This window comes from Ancylobacter sp., from assembly GCF_965249975.1.
In the GTDB taxonomy this organism is placed as follows: domain Bacteria; phylum Pseudomonadota; class Alphaproteobacteria; order Rhizobiales; family Xanthobacteraceae; genus Ancylobacter.
The window spans coordinates 88,278-102,569 of sequence record NZ_CBDFNE010000020.1; the positions used below are offsets into that span (position 1 = coordinate 88,278).

A 14,292-nucleotide genomic window follows, 5' to 3' on the forward strand; every position below is an offset into this window, starting at 1 on the left:
GGAGCGGTCTCATGCGATTCTCCCACTTCTTCATCGATCGCCCGATCTTCGCCTCGGTGGTTTCCATCGTGGTGATGATCCTCGGCGCGGTCGCCTTCGTCTCCCTGCCTGTGGCGCAATATCCGGACATCGCGCCGCCGGTGGTCAATGTCAGCGGCCAATATCCCGGCGCCAGCGCGGAAACGGTGGCCGACACCGTCGTCGCGCCGATCGAACAGCAGATCAACGGCGTGGAGGGAATGCTCTACATCTCCTCCAACTCGACGGCGGACGGGCGCTTTTCCATCGCCGTTACTTTCGACATCGGCACCGATCTCGATATCGCGCAGGTGCAGGTGCAGAACCGGGTCGCCACCGCGACACCGCGCCTGCCGCAGGATGTGCAGCAGATCGGCGTCACCGTCGCCAAGTCCTCGCCGGACATTCTGATGGTGGTCAGCCTGTTTTCGCCGGATGATTCCCGCGACTCGCTGTTCATCTCCAACTACGCCAACCTCCAGATCAAGGACCAGCTCCAGCGCGTGCCGGGCGTCGGCTCGATCACCGTGTTCGGATCGCGCGACTACGCGATGCAGGTGTGGCTCGATCCCTTGAAGCTGCAGGCGCTGAACCTGACGGCGGGCGACGTCACCGCCGCGCTGCAGGCGCAGAACCTTCAGGTTGCCTCCGGCGTGCTGAATGCGCCGCCGGTGCCGAACCAGATGGGCTTCCAGATCGCCGTGCGCACGCTTGGCCGCCTCTCGACGCCCGAGCAATTCGGCAACATCGTGGTGCGGGAGACGGGCAACGCCGTAGTGCGGCTGCGCGACGTGGCGCGGATCGATATCGAGGCGCAGGACAATTCCTCGATCTCCTACTTCGATTCCAAACCCTCCGTGGCGCTCGGCATCTTCCAGCTGCCGGGCTCCAACGCGCTCGCCACCGGCGAGGCGATCGAAGCGGCGATCAAGGAAATCGCCAAGGGCTTCCCGCCCGGCGTCGCCTATTCCACCGCCTACAACCCCACGCAGTTCATCGCCGAATCCGTGCGCGCGGTGGAACACACCATCATGGAAGCCATCGTTCTGGTGGTGATCGTGGTGGTGCTGTTCCTGCAAAGCTGGCGGGCGGCGATCATCCCCATCCTCGCCATTCCGGTGTCGCTGATCGGCACCTTCTTCATCATGAGTCTGTTCGGCTTCTCGCTGAACAATCTCTCGCTGTTCGGTCTCGTGCTGGCCATCGGCATCGTGGTGGACGACGCGATCGTCGTGGTCGAGAGCGTGGAGCACAACATCTCCACCGGTCTCTCACCGCGCGATGCGGCGTACAAGACCATGGACGAGGTGGGCGGGGCGCTGGTGGCGATCTCGCTCGTGCTGGCCTCGGTGTTCATCCCCTCGGCCTTCATCACCGGCATTTCCGGCGAGTTCTACCGCCAGTTTGCCCTCACCATCGCCGGTTCGACGCTGATCTCGCTGATGGTGTCGCTGACGCTGTCGCCGGCCATGTGCGCGCTGCTGCTGAAGCCGCATAAGGGGCCAGATCACAAGCCGGCCTGGTACGCCCGGCCGTTCACTGGCTTCTTCTATTATTTCAACAAGGGCTTCGACGCGGTTTCGGGCGGGTATGGCTGGCTCACCAGCAAGCTGGTCCGCGTCGCCGTGGTGGTGTTGCTGGTCTATATCGCCATCCTCGCCGGCGGTTTCCAGCTGTTCCGTACCACGCCGCAGGGCTTCATCCCGGCGCAGGACCGCGGCTATCTCATCGTCGCGGCGCAGCTTCCCGGCGGCGCGGCGCTGTCGCGCACCAATGAGGTGATGACCAAGGCCGCCAAGGAGGTTCTCGCGACCCCCGGCGTGGCGCATGTGGTGAACATTGTCGGCTTCTCCGGCGCGACCTTCACTAATGCGCCGAACGCGGGCGCCATGTTCGTCATTCTCAGCCCCGCCGCCGAGCGCGCCGGGCACCCCGGGCAGTCCGCCCCGGCCATTCAGGGCACGCTGTTCGGCAAGCTCGCCTCGGTCGAGGAGGCGCAGATGATCGTCGTCATGCCGCCGCCCGTCTCGGGTATCGGCAATGCCGGCGGCTACCGGATGATGATCGAGGATCGTGGCGGGCGCGGCTATCAGGCGCTGCAGGGCGCGGTCTACGCCATGATGGGCGCGGCAAACCAGACGCCGGGTCTGAAGCAGGTCTATTCGCTGTTCGAGACCTCGACGCCGCAGCTCTTCCTCGACATCGACCGCACCAAGGCGCAGCTGCTCGGGGTCAACATCGCGGATGTGTTCTCGACGCTGCAGACCTATATCGGCTCGTCCTATGTCAACGACTTCAATCTGTTCGGCCGCACCTATCGGGTGCAGGCGCAGGCGGACGCGCCTTATCGCCTGACCTCGGACGATCTGCTGCGGCTGCGGGTGAAGAATGCGGACGGGCAGCTTGTGCCGCTCGGCTCCTTCACCACGGTGAACGACATCTCCGGCCCCTACCGCGTGCCGCGCTACAATCTCTATCCGGCGGCGGAGCTCGACGGCGACACGATGCCCGGTACCTCGCAGGGCCAGGCGATCCAGAAGATGCAGGAAATCGCCGCCCAGGTGCTGCCGGATGGTTTCGCCTTTGAGTGGACGACGCTGGCCTATCAGCAGGTGAGGGCGGGCAATACCGCTATCTTCGCCTTCGCGCTGGGCGTGGTGTTCGTATTCCTGGTGCTGGCGGCGCAGTATGAGAGCCTCACCCTGCCGCTGGCGGTGATCCTGATCGTGCCCATGTGTCTCATCGCAGCGGTGGTGGGCATCCAGATCCGGGGACAGGACAACAACATCCTCAGCCAGGTCGGCTTCATCGTCCTCATCGGCCTCGCCGCGAAGAACGCGATCCTGATCGTCGAATTCGCCAAGCAATTGGAGGATCGGGGCGAAAACCGCTTCGTCGCCGCCACCGAGGCCGCCAAGCTGCGCCTGCGGCCGATCATCATGACGTCCCTGGCCTTCATCTTCGGCGTCGTCCCCCTCGTCATCGCCAAAGGTGCGGGCGCGGAGTTGCGGCAAGCGCTTGGCACGGCGGTGTTTTCGGGAATGATCGGCGTGACTTTCTTCGGTCTGCTGTTCACGCCGACCTTCTATGTCGTCTGCCGCTGGCTCGCCGGCTTCGGCGAGCGGCGCCGGGCCCGCAAGGGTGAGACGCCCGCCGCCGCGCCGCACTGAACAGGGCGCTGGGCGTCACAGAATGATCCATCGACCCCGCCGCTCCTTCGAGCGGCGGGGTTTTCTTTGTCGCGAGATATCACGATGCACCTGGCGGGCCGTGGGGGCCCGATCTCTCGGGCTTCCGCCACGGCCTGCCGTTCCGGATCGGGGCCGGCGACCTGCGGGGACAGGGCGGCCCGGCCATCCGTCTTCGCGTTATGATGGCGGCCTTGGTCGCCTGCCCATGCTCTGCGCTGCGTCGCCGAGAGGGTCCGTGCAGCAGCCGGAGACGACTGACGCACTAGGCGAGGGGCGACCTGCGGGCCGTGCTCGTGGCGCAGACGTTGGCCGATCACCCTTGGCCCGGCGACGGCTACGCCCCGGCCCGCTTCACCCTCCGCTCCCGTCCCAACGGTCGCCGTCGACGACGCTCTTTCACAGATCGCCGCGCCTCGCCCAAAAGAAAACCCCCGCTCAAGGCGGGGGCTCTCAATCGATGGAGTAGGGGACAGGCCGGGTCGCGTCAGTCGAAGCGGCCGGCGGCGTGGGCGAGCAGGGTGTAGACCTTGCCCGTGTCCGAGGTGAGATAGGTCTTCGTCAGTTCCTGCCCGCGCTCATCGCGGGAGACCTGCTCCAGCAGACGCTCGAACTCGCCAATATAGCGATCAACGGTGTCGCGGAATTCGAGGTCGCGCCGGTACTTGCGGCGGATCTCCTCGAAGGTCTGCTGACCCTGCATGGTGTAGAGCCGGCGGGTGAAGACGTTGCGCTCACCCTTCTTGTACCGCTCCCAAAGGTCCACCGCCGCTTCGTGGTCGATCATCCGGGCAATGTCCACCGACAGCGAGTCGAGCGACTCGATGGTGTGGTGCACCGGGCGCTCCGGCTGGCCCTGGCGCGGGTCGAAATTGCGCGCAGGGTTGGCCGGGACGCTGCGGGGCATGGGGCCAACTGGCCCATTGCCCTCACCGTCCGAGGCCCGCGCGAGCAGTTCCGACAGCCAGCCGCCCTTGTCGGAACCGCTGCGTTCAGCGGCCGCCGGGGTGACATTGGCGCGGCGCTGGGGCGCGGGAGCCGCATTGCCATTGCCGCGCGGCGCCTCGAAATAGGCGGGCGCTTCCGGCCGGGAGGCCGGCTCGGGGCGCGGCGCTGCCGCCTGGGGGCGGGCGAGTGGCGCGCGGGCGGCGGGAGCCGGCGCCGCGGGCAGCGGCTGCGGGCCGGGTAGCGGGGCGGCAATACGCGCCCGGGGAGCGGCTTCCACGTCGAGCGTGCGACCGTGGCGCGACACGATCTCGTTCAGCTCGGCCAGCGCCTTGATCTGCTCGGCGACGGTACGACGCATGGCCGAGGCATTGGCCTCGGTCTCTTCGGGCAGTTCCAGAATGCCGCGCTTCAGCTCCTCGCGGGTGGTCTCCAGCAGGCGCTGGATGTCCTGCACCGAGCTGCGCAGCGCCTGGGCGGTGCCAGCGAAGCCCTGATTGGCCTGACGCATCAGCGTCTCCACCTCGCGCACGGCCTGCTCATAGGTCTCGTGCAGCGCGGCCACGGTACGCTCGCGCTCGGCCTCGGTCGCTTCGCGCATCTCCTGCTGCTGGCGCACGATGGCATCGGTCGAGTTGCCGGCGGCCGCCAGGATCGACTTGGAGATGGCGCCGACGCGCTCCTCGGCGCGGCCGAAGGTGCTCTCCAGCGTGGTGGTGTAGTGCGACAGCCGCTCATCCAGCTCCGTCGTCCGCCCGGTGACCTGTTCCGCAAGCGCGAGAAGCGCCTCGTGACGGCCGCCGAGGGTGTCGTCCAGGTTCTCATGCGCATTGCCGAGCGCATTGGCGACGTTGGTGATGAGGCTCGCCTGCTCGCTGAAGGAATGGCTCAGGCGGGCCACGTCCTTGAGCACGTCCGTAGAGACCGAGCGCAGCGCGCGGATCTGCTCGTCCATGCGCGCGGAGGCGACAGCACTGGCCTCCTCGACATTGGCGACGGTGCTGCGGAAGGCTTCCAGACGTTCGCTGATCGTCTTCTCTGTGTCGGCGAGATTGCTGGCCGAGCTGGCGAGCACGTCCTGCAACTGCACGTTCACGTCGCCCAGGCGCTCCAGCAGGCTGGTGACATCGCCCTGCAGCGCCTCATTGGTGGCAGCGATCTCGGCCACGGCCGAACGGCCGCTGGCGGCGATCGCATCGATCAGGCCGCTGCCACGCCCTTCCAGCGCCGCCGCGAATTCTTCCGCCAGCCGGGCAAACTCCTCGGACGCCACCGTGGTGGCGCGGCGGGCGCTGTCGGTAAGCTGAGCGCCCTGGCCGTCGAAGGCATCGACAAGGCGGGCGAATTCCTGGGAAGCCCCTCCGGTCGCTTCGCGCACGCTTTCGACCAGCTGGCTGCCGCGCCCGTCGAACTCGTCGACAAGGCGGGAGAACTCGCTGGCGGCGAGGGCGGTCGCCTGGCGGGCGCTTTCCACCAGCTGGCTGCCGCGCCCGTCGAATTCGCTGAGGAGCACATCGCCGGCGGTCGCGATTTCCTGGGTGACCTGGCCGCCGATCTGCTGCAGCGAGGTCGAGACCTCGCCGGTGACCAGCTTGAGCTGGCTGTTGACGTCGCTGCCCACCGACTGCAGCGAAGCAGTGACTTCGCCACCCGCCGCCTGCAGCGAGGCGGCGACATCGCCGGTGATCTGCTGCAGCGAGGACACGACGTCGCCGCTGATCTGCATCAGCTGGTCGGCGCGGCTGGTGGTCGCGCTGTCGAACGCGGAGATGATGGCATCCGAACGGGCTTCCAGCGTGTTCAGCAACTCGTCGCTGGCGCGCATGATCTCGGTCACGGCGCCATTGCGCGTGGTGTCGAGCGCGGAAACCAGGTTCTGGCGGTGATCGTCGATGGCCGTCAGAAGATCGGTGCTGGCGCGGGCGATCTCGCTGGTGATGGAGATGCTGCGGTCTTCCAGCGCCGTGAGCAGGCCGTTGCCGCGCTCTTCGACGATGCGGGCGATCTCATCGGTGCGCGAGTCGAACAGCGTCGTCACTTCGCCAGCGCGGTCGGACAGGGTGCGGCTGACATTGTCGACCAGCGAGGTGAGGCTGGTCTCGATCTCGGATGCTTCGCTGCGCAGCTGACCGGCGACGGCGCCGATGCGCTGGCCGAGCAGATCGGCCATCGCCGCGCCGCGCACCTCCACTGAGGTGGCGACATTGTCGAGACGGCTGATGACGGTCGCCTCGAAGCGGCCCACACGCTCGTCGAGCGAGGTCGCGATATCCTGGGCGCGCGCCGCGAGGGTGCGGTCGGCCTGGTCGATATGCTGCGACAGCTGGTCGGCGATGGTGCCGGCACGCTCGTCAAAGAAGCCGCTGAGCATGCCGAGCGACTCGCTCATCGCGTCATTGGCCTGACGGGCACCTTCCGACAGCGTCTGGGCGAACTCGACGGTGCGGCTGCCAAGAGTCTCGTTGAGGCCTTCCACGCCCCGGTCGAGCACGCTTTCGATGCTGGCAATGCGCTGGTCGAGCGCAGCAGCGACCTGCTCGGCCTTGTTCGAGACCTGATCGTCGAAGCCGGAGAGGTTAGTATCGATCGCGCGGGTGACCGCGTCGACGCGATCTGAAATGCGCTGCACCAGCTGGCCGCCATTGGTGTTGATGACCGTGTCGAAGTCGCGCAACCCGTCGACGATCTGACGGCCCAGCAATGCGGTGTCGACAGAGATACGGTCGGCGATCTCGCCGCCGCGGACGCTGACCAGATCCTCGATGTTTCGGAACTGCTGCTCCAGGTGGTCGCGCATGTTCTCGCTGCGCGTGGTGAGGTCGGAGGCGAGGTAGTCGGCCGCCTCGCGGAACTGCTCGGTCACCCGCGCGCCGTTGTCGGCGAGCGTTTGCGCCGCTTCGGCGCCGACATGGGCGAGCTGCTGGGTCAGGGCCTGGCCGCGATAGTCGATATCCTGCGAAACCCGGCCGGCCGCTTCGGCGAGCGCATCGTGAATGCCGGTGCCGGCCTGCGACAGCTGGTGGACGACGCGCTGCCCGGTCTCGCCGAGCAGCCGCTCCAGTTCGGCGCCGCGCACGGCGACGGCGTCATAGATGCGGTTGCCGGTATCGGCGATGCGGTCGGCGAGGTCGTCGCCGCGCACGGTGATGGTGTCCGCCACCCGGTTGCCGGTCTCTTCCAGCTTGCGCACGACTTCGCCGCCGCGCACCGACAGATCGAGCACCAGCGCGTCGCCGGTGGTCTTGAGCGTCTGGTTCACCTGGCTGGCGCGGATCGCGATCTCGTCGGCGAGCCGCGTCCCGGTGCTCACCAGGGCGTCGGTGATCTCGTCCGAGCGCGCGGTCAGCGTGCTGGTGAGGTTGATGGTCGTGGCCGACAGCTTGTCGCCCAGTTCCTCGGTCCGCAGATTGACCACATGCGACAGCTCGGAGGCGGTGCGCAGCAGGCGGTCGCCGATCTCGTCGGTCCGGGCGGCGAGAGTGTCGGAGAGGTTCTCCGTGACGCCGGTCAGCTGGCGGCTGATCTCGTCGGTGCGGATCGACAGGGTGTCGGAAAGGTTTTCGGTGACGCCGGCGAGCTGGCGGCTGATCGCGTCGGTGCGGGTGGCCAGCGTATCGGTGAGGTTCTCGGCGATGCCGGCAAGCCGCAGGCCGATCTCGTCAGAGCGTGCCGTGAGCGTCTTGGAGAGGTTGTCGGTGGCGCCCGAGAGCTGGCGGCTGATCTCGTCGGTTCGCGTGCTCAGCGTTTCGGTCAGCTGGGTGGTGACGCCCGAGAGACGGTTGCCGATCTCATCGCTCTTGGCGGCGAGGGAGGAGAGCAGGTGCTCGCTGGAATCGGACAGGTTGGTGTTGACCTCCGACCCGGTCGCCTGCAGCCGGTCGATCAGGTCGCCGCCCTTGTCGGAAAGGGCCTCGATGATGGTGTCGCCAACGCGGCCGAGCGCGAGGGTGATGTGTTCGCCTCGATCCGAAAGCGTCAGGGCCACCCGGTCGGCGGCCAGGGTGACGGTCTCGTTGATGCGGTCACTGACATTGCCGACTTCCTCGGCAAAGGTGAACTGCGACGCCGCGAGCGTTTCGCGCACATGCTCGGTCTGGGTCAGGATGGCATCGCGTTCGAGCTGCAGGCGCTCGATCAGCTGATGCATCTTGCGATTGTTGTCGTCATAGGCCTGGGCCAGTGCCGCCACCTCGCCGCGCACGAAGGCTTCCGCTTCGCTGGCGCGGGTTACCGCCTGTTCAAGTCCGGCATATTGGGCGAGCGTGTCCGGCGAGACGCCTTCCGGCATCTGAATGGCCGGCAGGGCGGCGGCGGTTGCCGGCGCGATGACGGCCGGGGCGGGCGCGGGCGCCGGCGTCTTCGCCGGTTCGGCAAGGCGGATGGCGACCTGCGCCATGGAATAGGCGACGATCCGCATTTCCTGCATCCGCCGCACCATGGCGGCGAGCACGACGAAGAAGATCGGCGGAACGATAGTCGCGGCAATGCCGGCGAGGAAGCCGGGCGCGTTCATCAGCGCGGAGAAATTACCGCCAACGGCCCCGAACTGCGCCTGCAGCAGCACGCCGCCGGCCACGAGCCAGATCAGCGCGGCGAGGCTGGCAACGACATAGGGCGTGGAGGAGGGCCGGCGCTGCAGAGACGCCAGCAACTGCCCGATGCTCTCCCGGTCGTCATTGGCGGCGGCACGGCGTCCCTTCGACGGCGTGGCCGTTTCGGCCGGCTCAGCCTCGCTGCGTACTTCAGCGCGCGGAAGAGCGGCCGCAGCGCCCGCGGCCGCCGCGCCTGCCGCCACAGCGGGGGCGACCGGGCTCAGCCCGGCATCGGAGGAGGTGAAGTCGAATTTCGGCTCGCCCGCGCGAGCAAGGTCGGACGTGTCGGCGAGGTCATCCTCAGATAGCCGGAAGTCGTCGTCGAGCGACGCCGCGTCGAACTCGGCCGGCTCCGCCGTATCGCCGAACAGGTCTATCTCGTCGAGAAAGCGCGGCGATCCGGCTTCGCCGGTGGTGCCGGCGCGGGTCTCGATACGCGGTCCCTCCGGCTCGCGGGCCGGGGGCAGCTCGAAGTCGTCCCCCGCCGATGCGGCGAAGCCGTCATCTGGCGTGTGGTCGAGACTGAGCGCCTCCTCGATGGCCGACAGCGCGGCCTCGGCGGGATCCTGCTCAATCTTCTTCGTGTTCGTCGACATCGGCGCCTGCCTCCGGTCCGTACTCTACTCCGACCGGCTCGCGCCGTCGGCCCGGGGTTTCGCGGAGTCATGGCATTCCCGTCCGTGGGAGAGTTCCGCACTTGACGAGAGGAACGCCAGTTCCCCGCAGCTTTATCCTACGCTCTTGACCATCAGAAATGGAACGGGGGTTAACGGGCTGATTTCAGTTATCGTTAACGCCCTGTTTACCACGCCGTGAAACCTGTGATTCACGGTCTTATCAAAATCACCTCGGCACCTCTCGCTCCGCGAATCGGGCTGCGGCCAAACTCCGGGGCCGAGGCATGAGCCGGCTGGCGTTCGGCGCGTCACACCGTTATCTAGGGCGGACCTTCCTGAAGTCATTCCAAATCGCTGAAGCCCCATGCCCAAGATCACCTTTATCGACGCCGCCGGCACCGAGCGCTCCGTTGAGGCCGCCCTCGGCGCCACCGTAATGGAAGCGGCGATCCGCAACGGCGTGCCGGGAATCGACGCCGAATGCGGCGGCGCCTGTGCCTGTGCGACCTGTCACGTCTATGTGGACGAAGCATGGCAAGCCGCCACCGGAGAGCCGGGCCCCATGGAGGAGGACATGCTCGACTTCGCCTCCGACGTGCGCCCCACCTCGCGTCTGTCCTGCCAGATCAAGGTGACCGAGGCGCTTGACGGGCTGGTCGTGCGCACGCCGGAAAATCAGGGCTGAGCGGTTCCCGGCGGAGGCTTTGCGCCTTCGCTTACGGTTTCCTTCGTCGTGCTGCGGTTGATGAGGCCGGAAGCGACGTCGCTGAGCGCCGGTGCCCGCAGGGCGACGAAGGGCAGGGGGCGTGTCACCTCAATGGCCGCTATGCCAAGCCGCGCGGTGAGCAGGCCGTTCACCACGCCCTCGCCCAGCCGTGCCGAGAGTTTGGCGGCGATGCCATGGCCGACGACCTGCTGAACCAGTGAATCGCCTGCCGCCATGCCGCCGGTCACGGCGAGATGGGTGACCACCTGGCGAAAAAGCCGCACCATTCCGAGCGCGCCGGGGCGTCCGCCATAAAGCTGCGCCAGCCGTCGCACGAGGCCGATGGCCGTCACCAGCACGAAGATGAGATCCACCGCCGCCCGGGGCGAGACGGCGGTGACCACCGAGACGCGCTTGGCGGCGTTGGACACCAATTGCGTCGCCTCGGCGTCGAGCGGTGCCATCAGCTGGCGCTCGGTAAGGCGGATCAGATCGGCGCCATCGATGATGGCGTCGAGATGGCCCGAGAGTTCGGTGCGGGCGCGGAACAGGCGCGGCGAGGTCGCGGCGATGGCGAGCAACTGGCTCGTCACCGAGTCGGCGAGCCGCCGATCATCCTTCGCCAGCGCTTCCGCCGCCTGCTCGCGCAGGTGGTTGAGCGTGCGCAGGCGGATGAGCCCGAAGGCCTCGCGCGTTAGAATGGCGAGGCTGGCCAGCGCCAGAGCCAGCGCGAAAGCCAGACCGACATAGCCGAGCCAGTCTGCACGGGCGAACAGGTCTTCGACCAGCTTCGTCACCGCCAGTCCGGCTCCGAGGCTGACCAGACCGCCGAGCCCCGCCCAGAACAGCTGGCCCCAGCGCGACGTCTTCGGCGGGGCCGGCGGCAGCGGGGTAATCTCCTCTAGCGCTTCGGCCGTCGTGGGCGTGACCACGACGGCGCCGCGCGGCACGGCGCGGCCGTCTTCGGCCAGCACGACGCCGGGATCGTCGAGACGGAAGGCTTGCGGGCGGCGAGGGGTGCGGTCGCTCATAAGTGTCCCTGTCCAGCCGGCTCTATTTCAGTCGGTCGCCGAGGAGGAATTCCAGCGCGCGATCGAGACGAATATGGGGAAGCGGCAGCGCGAGAGTCTCCGCATTGCGCGCGACCAGCGGTGGACGGAAGCGCAGGAAGCGGAAATCACCGCCTGCCGCGTCCGACAGACCGCTGAAGCCATGGGCGGGATCGAACAGGGCGGAAGGGTTCTCCGGCAGGTCGCCGGGGAAAACGGCGGCCTCCGCCAGCCCGTCGAATTCGTCGGCGCCGTGCTGGCCGGCCTCCGGTACGCCGACAATGGCCGGCAGATGCGCCCGCCCGCGCTTCACCATCGCCTCGCGCGTCGCCCGCACGGCGGCGAGTGCCACCACGTCGATATCCGCCCCCGCGCTTTCCGCCCGCGCCAGCGCCCGCTCCACCAGCCGGCGCAGGATCGCCTCCAAGGGATCGTGGCTGGTGTGGTGCAGATGGTCGGCCTTGGTGGCGGCGAACATTACCTTGCCGATGCGATGGCGGAAAAGGGCGGAGAGCCATGAGTTCCGCCCGATGCGGAAGGCCGCGAGGATGCCGTCCAGCGCCGATTCGAGGTCGGCCAGCGCCGCCGGCCCGGCATTGAGCGCGGAGAGCACGTCGATGAGCACGATCTGCCGGTCGAGCCGGGCGAAATGATCGCGGAAGAATGGGCGGACGATGCGTTCCTTATAGGCTTCGAAGCGACGCTCCATCATCGCATGCAGCGAGCCGGAAGGGGCCTCCGTACCTTCGGCAAGGTCGAGCGGAGCGAAGGTGAGGGCGGGCGAGCCTTCGAGGTCCCCCGGCATGAGGAAGCGCCCCGGCGGCAGCAGGCTCATCGACACGGTCTCGGCCCGGCACGCGGCGAGATAGTCCGTGAACAGCGCCGCGAGCTTCCGGGCCTCGGTCTCATCCGCCGGGGCGGACGGGTCCGTCGCCGCCAGCGCCGCCAGGAACGGGCCGGCGAGCGGACGGCGGGCGGGCGCATGGGCGAGGGCGAGGCTTTGGCGGGCGAAATCGGCAAAGGACTGATCGAGCAGCGGCAGGTCGAGCAGCCACTCGCCGGGATAGTCGACGATGTCGAGTGTGAGGGTCCGGCGCCCGCCGCGCGCGGGAGCGTAGTCGATGGCCAGGCGCAACTCGCTGATGCGCCGTGTCGATTCCGGCCAGCGGCGGTCGTCCACCAGGGTTGCCAGATGCCCCTCATAATCGAAGCGCGGCACCCCGTCGTCGGGCTGCGGCTCCAGCCTTGCGGTCGCGATGCGTCCCTCATGCATGGCGCGGAAGACCGGCAAACGCCCGCCGCGCATCAGCGCATGGATCAGCGCCGTGGTGAACACCGTCTTGCCCGCCCGCGACAGGCCAGTGATGCCGAGCCGCAGCGTCGGGCTGGCGAGGTCCTCGGCGCGGTCGATCAGGGTCTGCGCGGTGAGGCGCGCCTCGTCGAGCAGCCAGTCAAGGCGGGAGGCCACGGCTAGTCCTTCTCCTTCGCCACCCCGAGCGCACGCGGCGTGACGAATCGTTCCAGCGTGCCGATGCCAGGCTCAACCTCGGTCCAGTTCGCCACCGGCACGTCGATGACCGCAAAGGCACCTGTGGGAAATTTCGGCAGAACCTTGGCCCGCTGCTCGCGGCGCAGGAGCAGCGTGGTGAAGTCCTCCATGCCGGGATTGTGTCCGACGAGCATCAGGGGCGACGCCTCGTTCTGCGCGGTGACGAGACGCATCAGATTGGCGGCGGGCGCTTCATAGATGCTGCGCTCATAGGCGGGCAGCGGGTGCGCCGGCCAGTCGCTGCTCACAATCTCCCAGGTCTCAATGGTGCGACGTGCGGGCGAGACGAAGATGCGGGCGGGAAGCAGTTCCTCCTGCGCCATGTAGGCGCCGATGGCGGTGGCGGCGCGCAGGCCACGCGGGGCCAGGGGGCGGTCGATGTCGGCGACCCCGTCCGGCCAGGCGGACTTGGCGTGACGCAGAAGGATGAGGCGCAGCATCATAATCCATGAGCGGAGGAGGGGACGTAACGGACATATAGGTGCGAAATCCGGCGGTGCGAGTATCCGCACGCGCTGCCGCCTTAATGATTGACGGGCATTAAGTGACTTTTCGGCAACCACTTGCGTGCTAACCTGCGGTAAGGAAGAGGCTGTCGGTTTCATAGGATGGGTTCAATGCGGTCAGTCGGCTTCGCGAGTGTCGTGGTTGTTGCGGGGGCGCTCGGTCTTTCGGCGTCGATCGCTCAGGCCGCCGACATGTCCTATAAGGGTGACCCCACCTATGCCCCCGCCGAATCGCGCGACCGTCAGTGGACGGTGACGCTGGGCGGCTATGTGATGGGTGTGCCGACCTGGATGGGCTCGGACGACTATGAATTCGGCTTCAAGCCGATCATCAGCATCAACCGCGCGGACCGGCTCAGCGAATTCAAGAGCTTCAACGACAATCCGAGCATCGCGCTGTTCGACAACGGCGTGTTCGAGGCCGGTATCACCGGCACGATGACCTGGAAGCGGGACTCGTCCAGCTCTTATGCCCTGCGCGGCATGTCCAACATCGACTATGCCTACCAGGTCGGCGGCTACGCCCAGTGGTTCCCGATGGACTGGCTGCGCCTGCGCGGCGATGTCCGTTATGGCTTCGGCGGCTTCGAGGGCGTGGTGGCGGACTTCGCTGTGGACGCCATTCATTTCAGCCCGGAACTCTGGGGCGTTACCCTCTCGGCCGGCCCGCGCATGACGCTGGCCAGCTCGGGCTATACCGACACTTATTACGGAATCACCCCGGCCGAGGCGACGTTCGCCCAGGCGCTCGGCAATCCGCTGACGCCCTACAAGGCCGGTGGCGGTATCTATTCGGTGGGCTTCGGTGGGCAGGTGGTGAAGCGCTTCACCGAGAACATCACCGGTTCGATCTTCGCCGAGTACAAATATCTTATGGACGACGCGGCTGACAGCCCGCTCGTTGTGCAGAACGGCGACCGCAACCAGTTCCAGGCCGGTGTCTCGCTCGCCTATACGTTCTTCCTCGGTTTCGAGTAGTAGCGCGGGCCGGGTTACCGGCGCGCTTCCCCTGGCGGCGCGGAGATCCTCCGCGTCTTGGAGCCGTGACGGCTCCCTGCCTCGTTTGGGCGCTCAACCTGCTGAAAAATCCGGCATTTTGTGTCGAGCGCATGACGCTGTGAG

At 67.3% G+C, this 14,292-nt stretch carries 7 protein-coding genes; 3 read left to right on the forward strand and 4 right to left on the reverse strand.

Going from position 1 to position 14,292, the window contains the following annotated elements; genetic code table 11:
* Nucleotides 1-11: 11 nt before the first annotated feature.
* Nucleotides 12-3,188 carry an efflux RND transporter permease subunit gene (locus ACP2AH_RS18555; RefSeq protein ID WP_425107164.1) on the forward strand — a complete coding sequence of 1,059 codons (3,177 nt, stop codon included), beginning with the start codon at nucleotides 12-14 and terminating at the stop codon, nucleotides 3,186-3,188.
* 505 nt (nucleotides 3,189-3,693) lie between these two features.
* Here ACP2AH_RS18555 and ACP2AH_RS18560 read toward each other — a convergent pair.
* Nucleotides 3,694-9,339, reverse strand: a complete 5,646-nt coding sequence (locus ACP2AH_RS18560; RefSeq protein WP_425107165.1) for an apolipoprotein acyltransferase — start codon at nucleotides 9,337-9,339, stop codon at nucleotides 3,694-3,696.
* 385 nt (nucleotides 9,340-9,724) lie between these two features.
* Here ACP2AH_RS18560 and ACP2AH_RS18565 point away from each other — a divergent pair, with 385 nt between their 5' ends.
* Nucleotides 9,725-10,045: a 2Fe-2S iron-sulfur cluster-binding protein gene (locus ACP2AH_RS18565; protein ID WP_307020019.1), complete on the forward strand. Its 321-nt coding sequence runs from the start codon at nucleotides 9,725-9,727 to the stop codon at nucleotides 10,043-10,045.
* Here ACP2AH_RS18565 and ACP2AH_RS18570 read toward each other — a convergent pair.
* The 3 genes from ACP2AH_RS18570 to ACP2AH_RS18580 are packed head-to-tail and all read right to left on the reverse strand — an operon-like array spanning nucleotide 10,036 to nucleotide 13,104.
* Entirely contained in the window at nucleotides 10,036-11,097 is a 1,062-nt protein-coding gene (locus ACP2AH_RS18570; RefSeq protein WP_425107166.1) for a YcjF family protein, read from the reverse strand. The genes ACP2AH_RS18565 and ACP2AH_RS18570 overlap by 10 nt on opposite strands.
* Nucleotides 11,098-11,119: 22 nt before the next feature.
* Nucleotides 11,120-12,583, reverse strand: a complete 1,464-nt coding sequence (locus tag ACP2AH_RS18575) for a YcjX family protein (RefSeq protein WP_425107167.1) — start codon at nucleotides 12,581-12,583, stop codon at nucleotides 11,120-11,122.
* 2 nt (nucleotides 12,584-12,585) lie between these two features.
* Nucleotides 12,586-13,104, reverse strand: a complete 519-nt coding sequence (locus tag ACP2AH_RS18580) for a SixA phosphatase family protein (RefSeq protein ID WP_425107168.1) — start codon at nucleotides 13,102-13,104, stop codon at nucleotides 12,586-12,588.
* Nucleotides 13,105-13,281: 177 nt separating this feature from the next.
* Between ACP2AH_RS18580 and ACP2AH_RS18585 the strand changes: the two genes are divergently transcribed.
* Complete coding sequence (locus ACP2AH_RS18585; RefSeq protein ID WP_425107169.1) at nucleotides 13,282-14,148, forward strand: MipA/OmpV family protein; 867 nt, start codon at nucleotides 13,282-13,284, stop codon at nucleotides 14,146-14,148.
* Nucleotides 14,149-14,292: the final 144 nt, after the last annotated feature.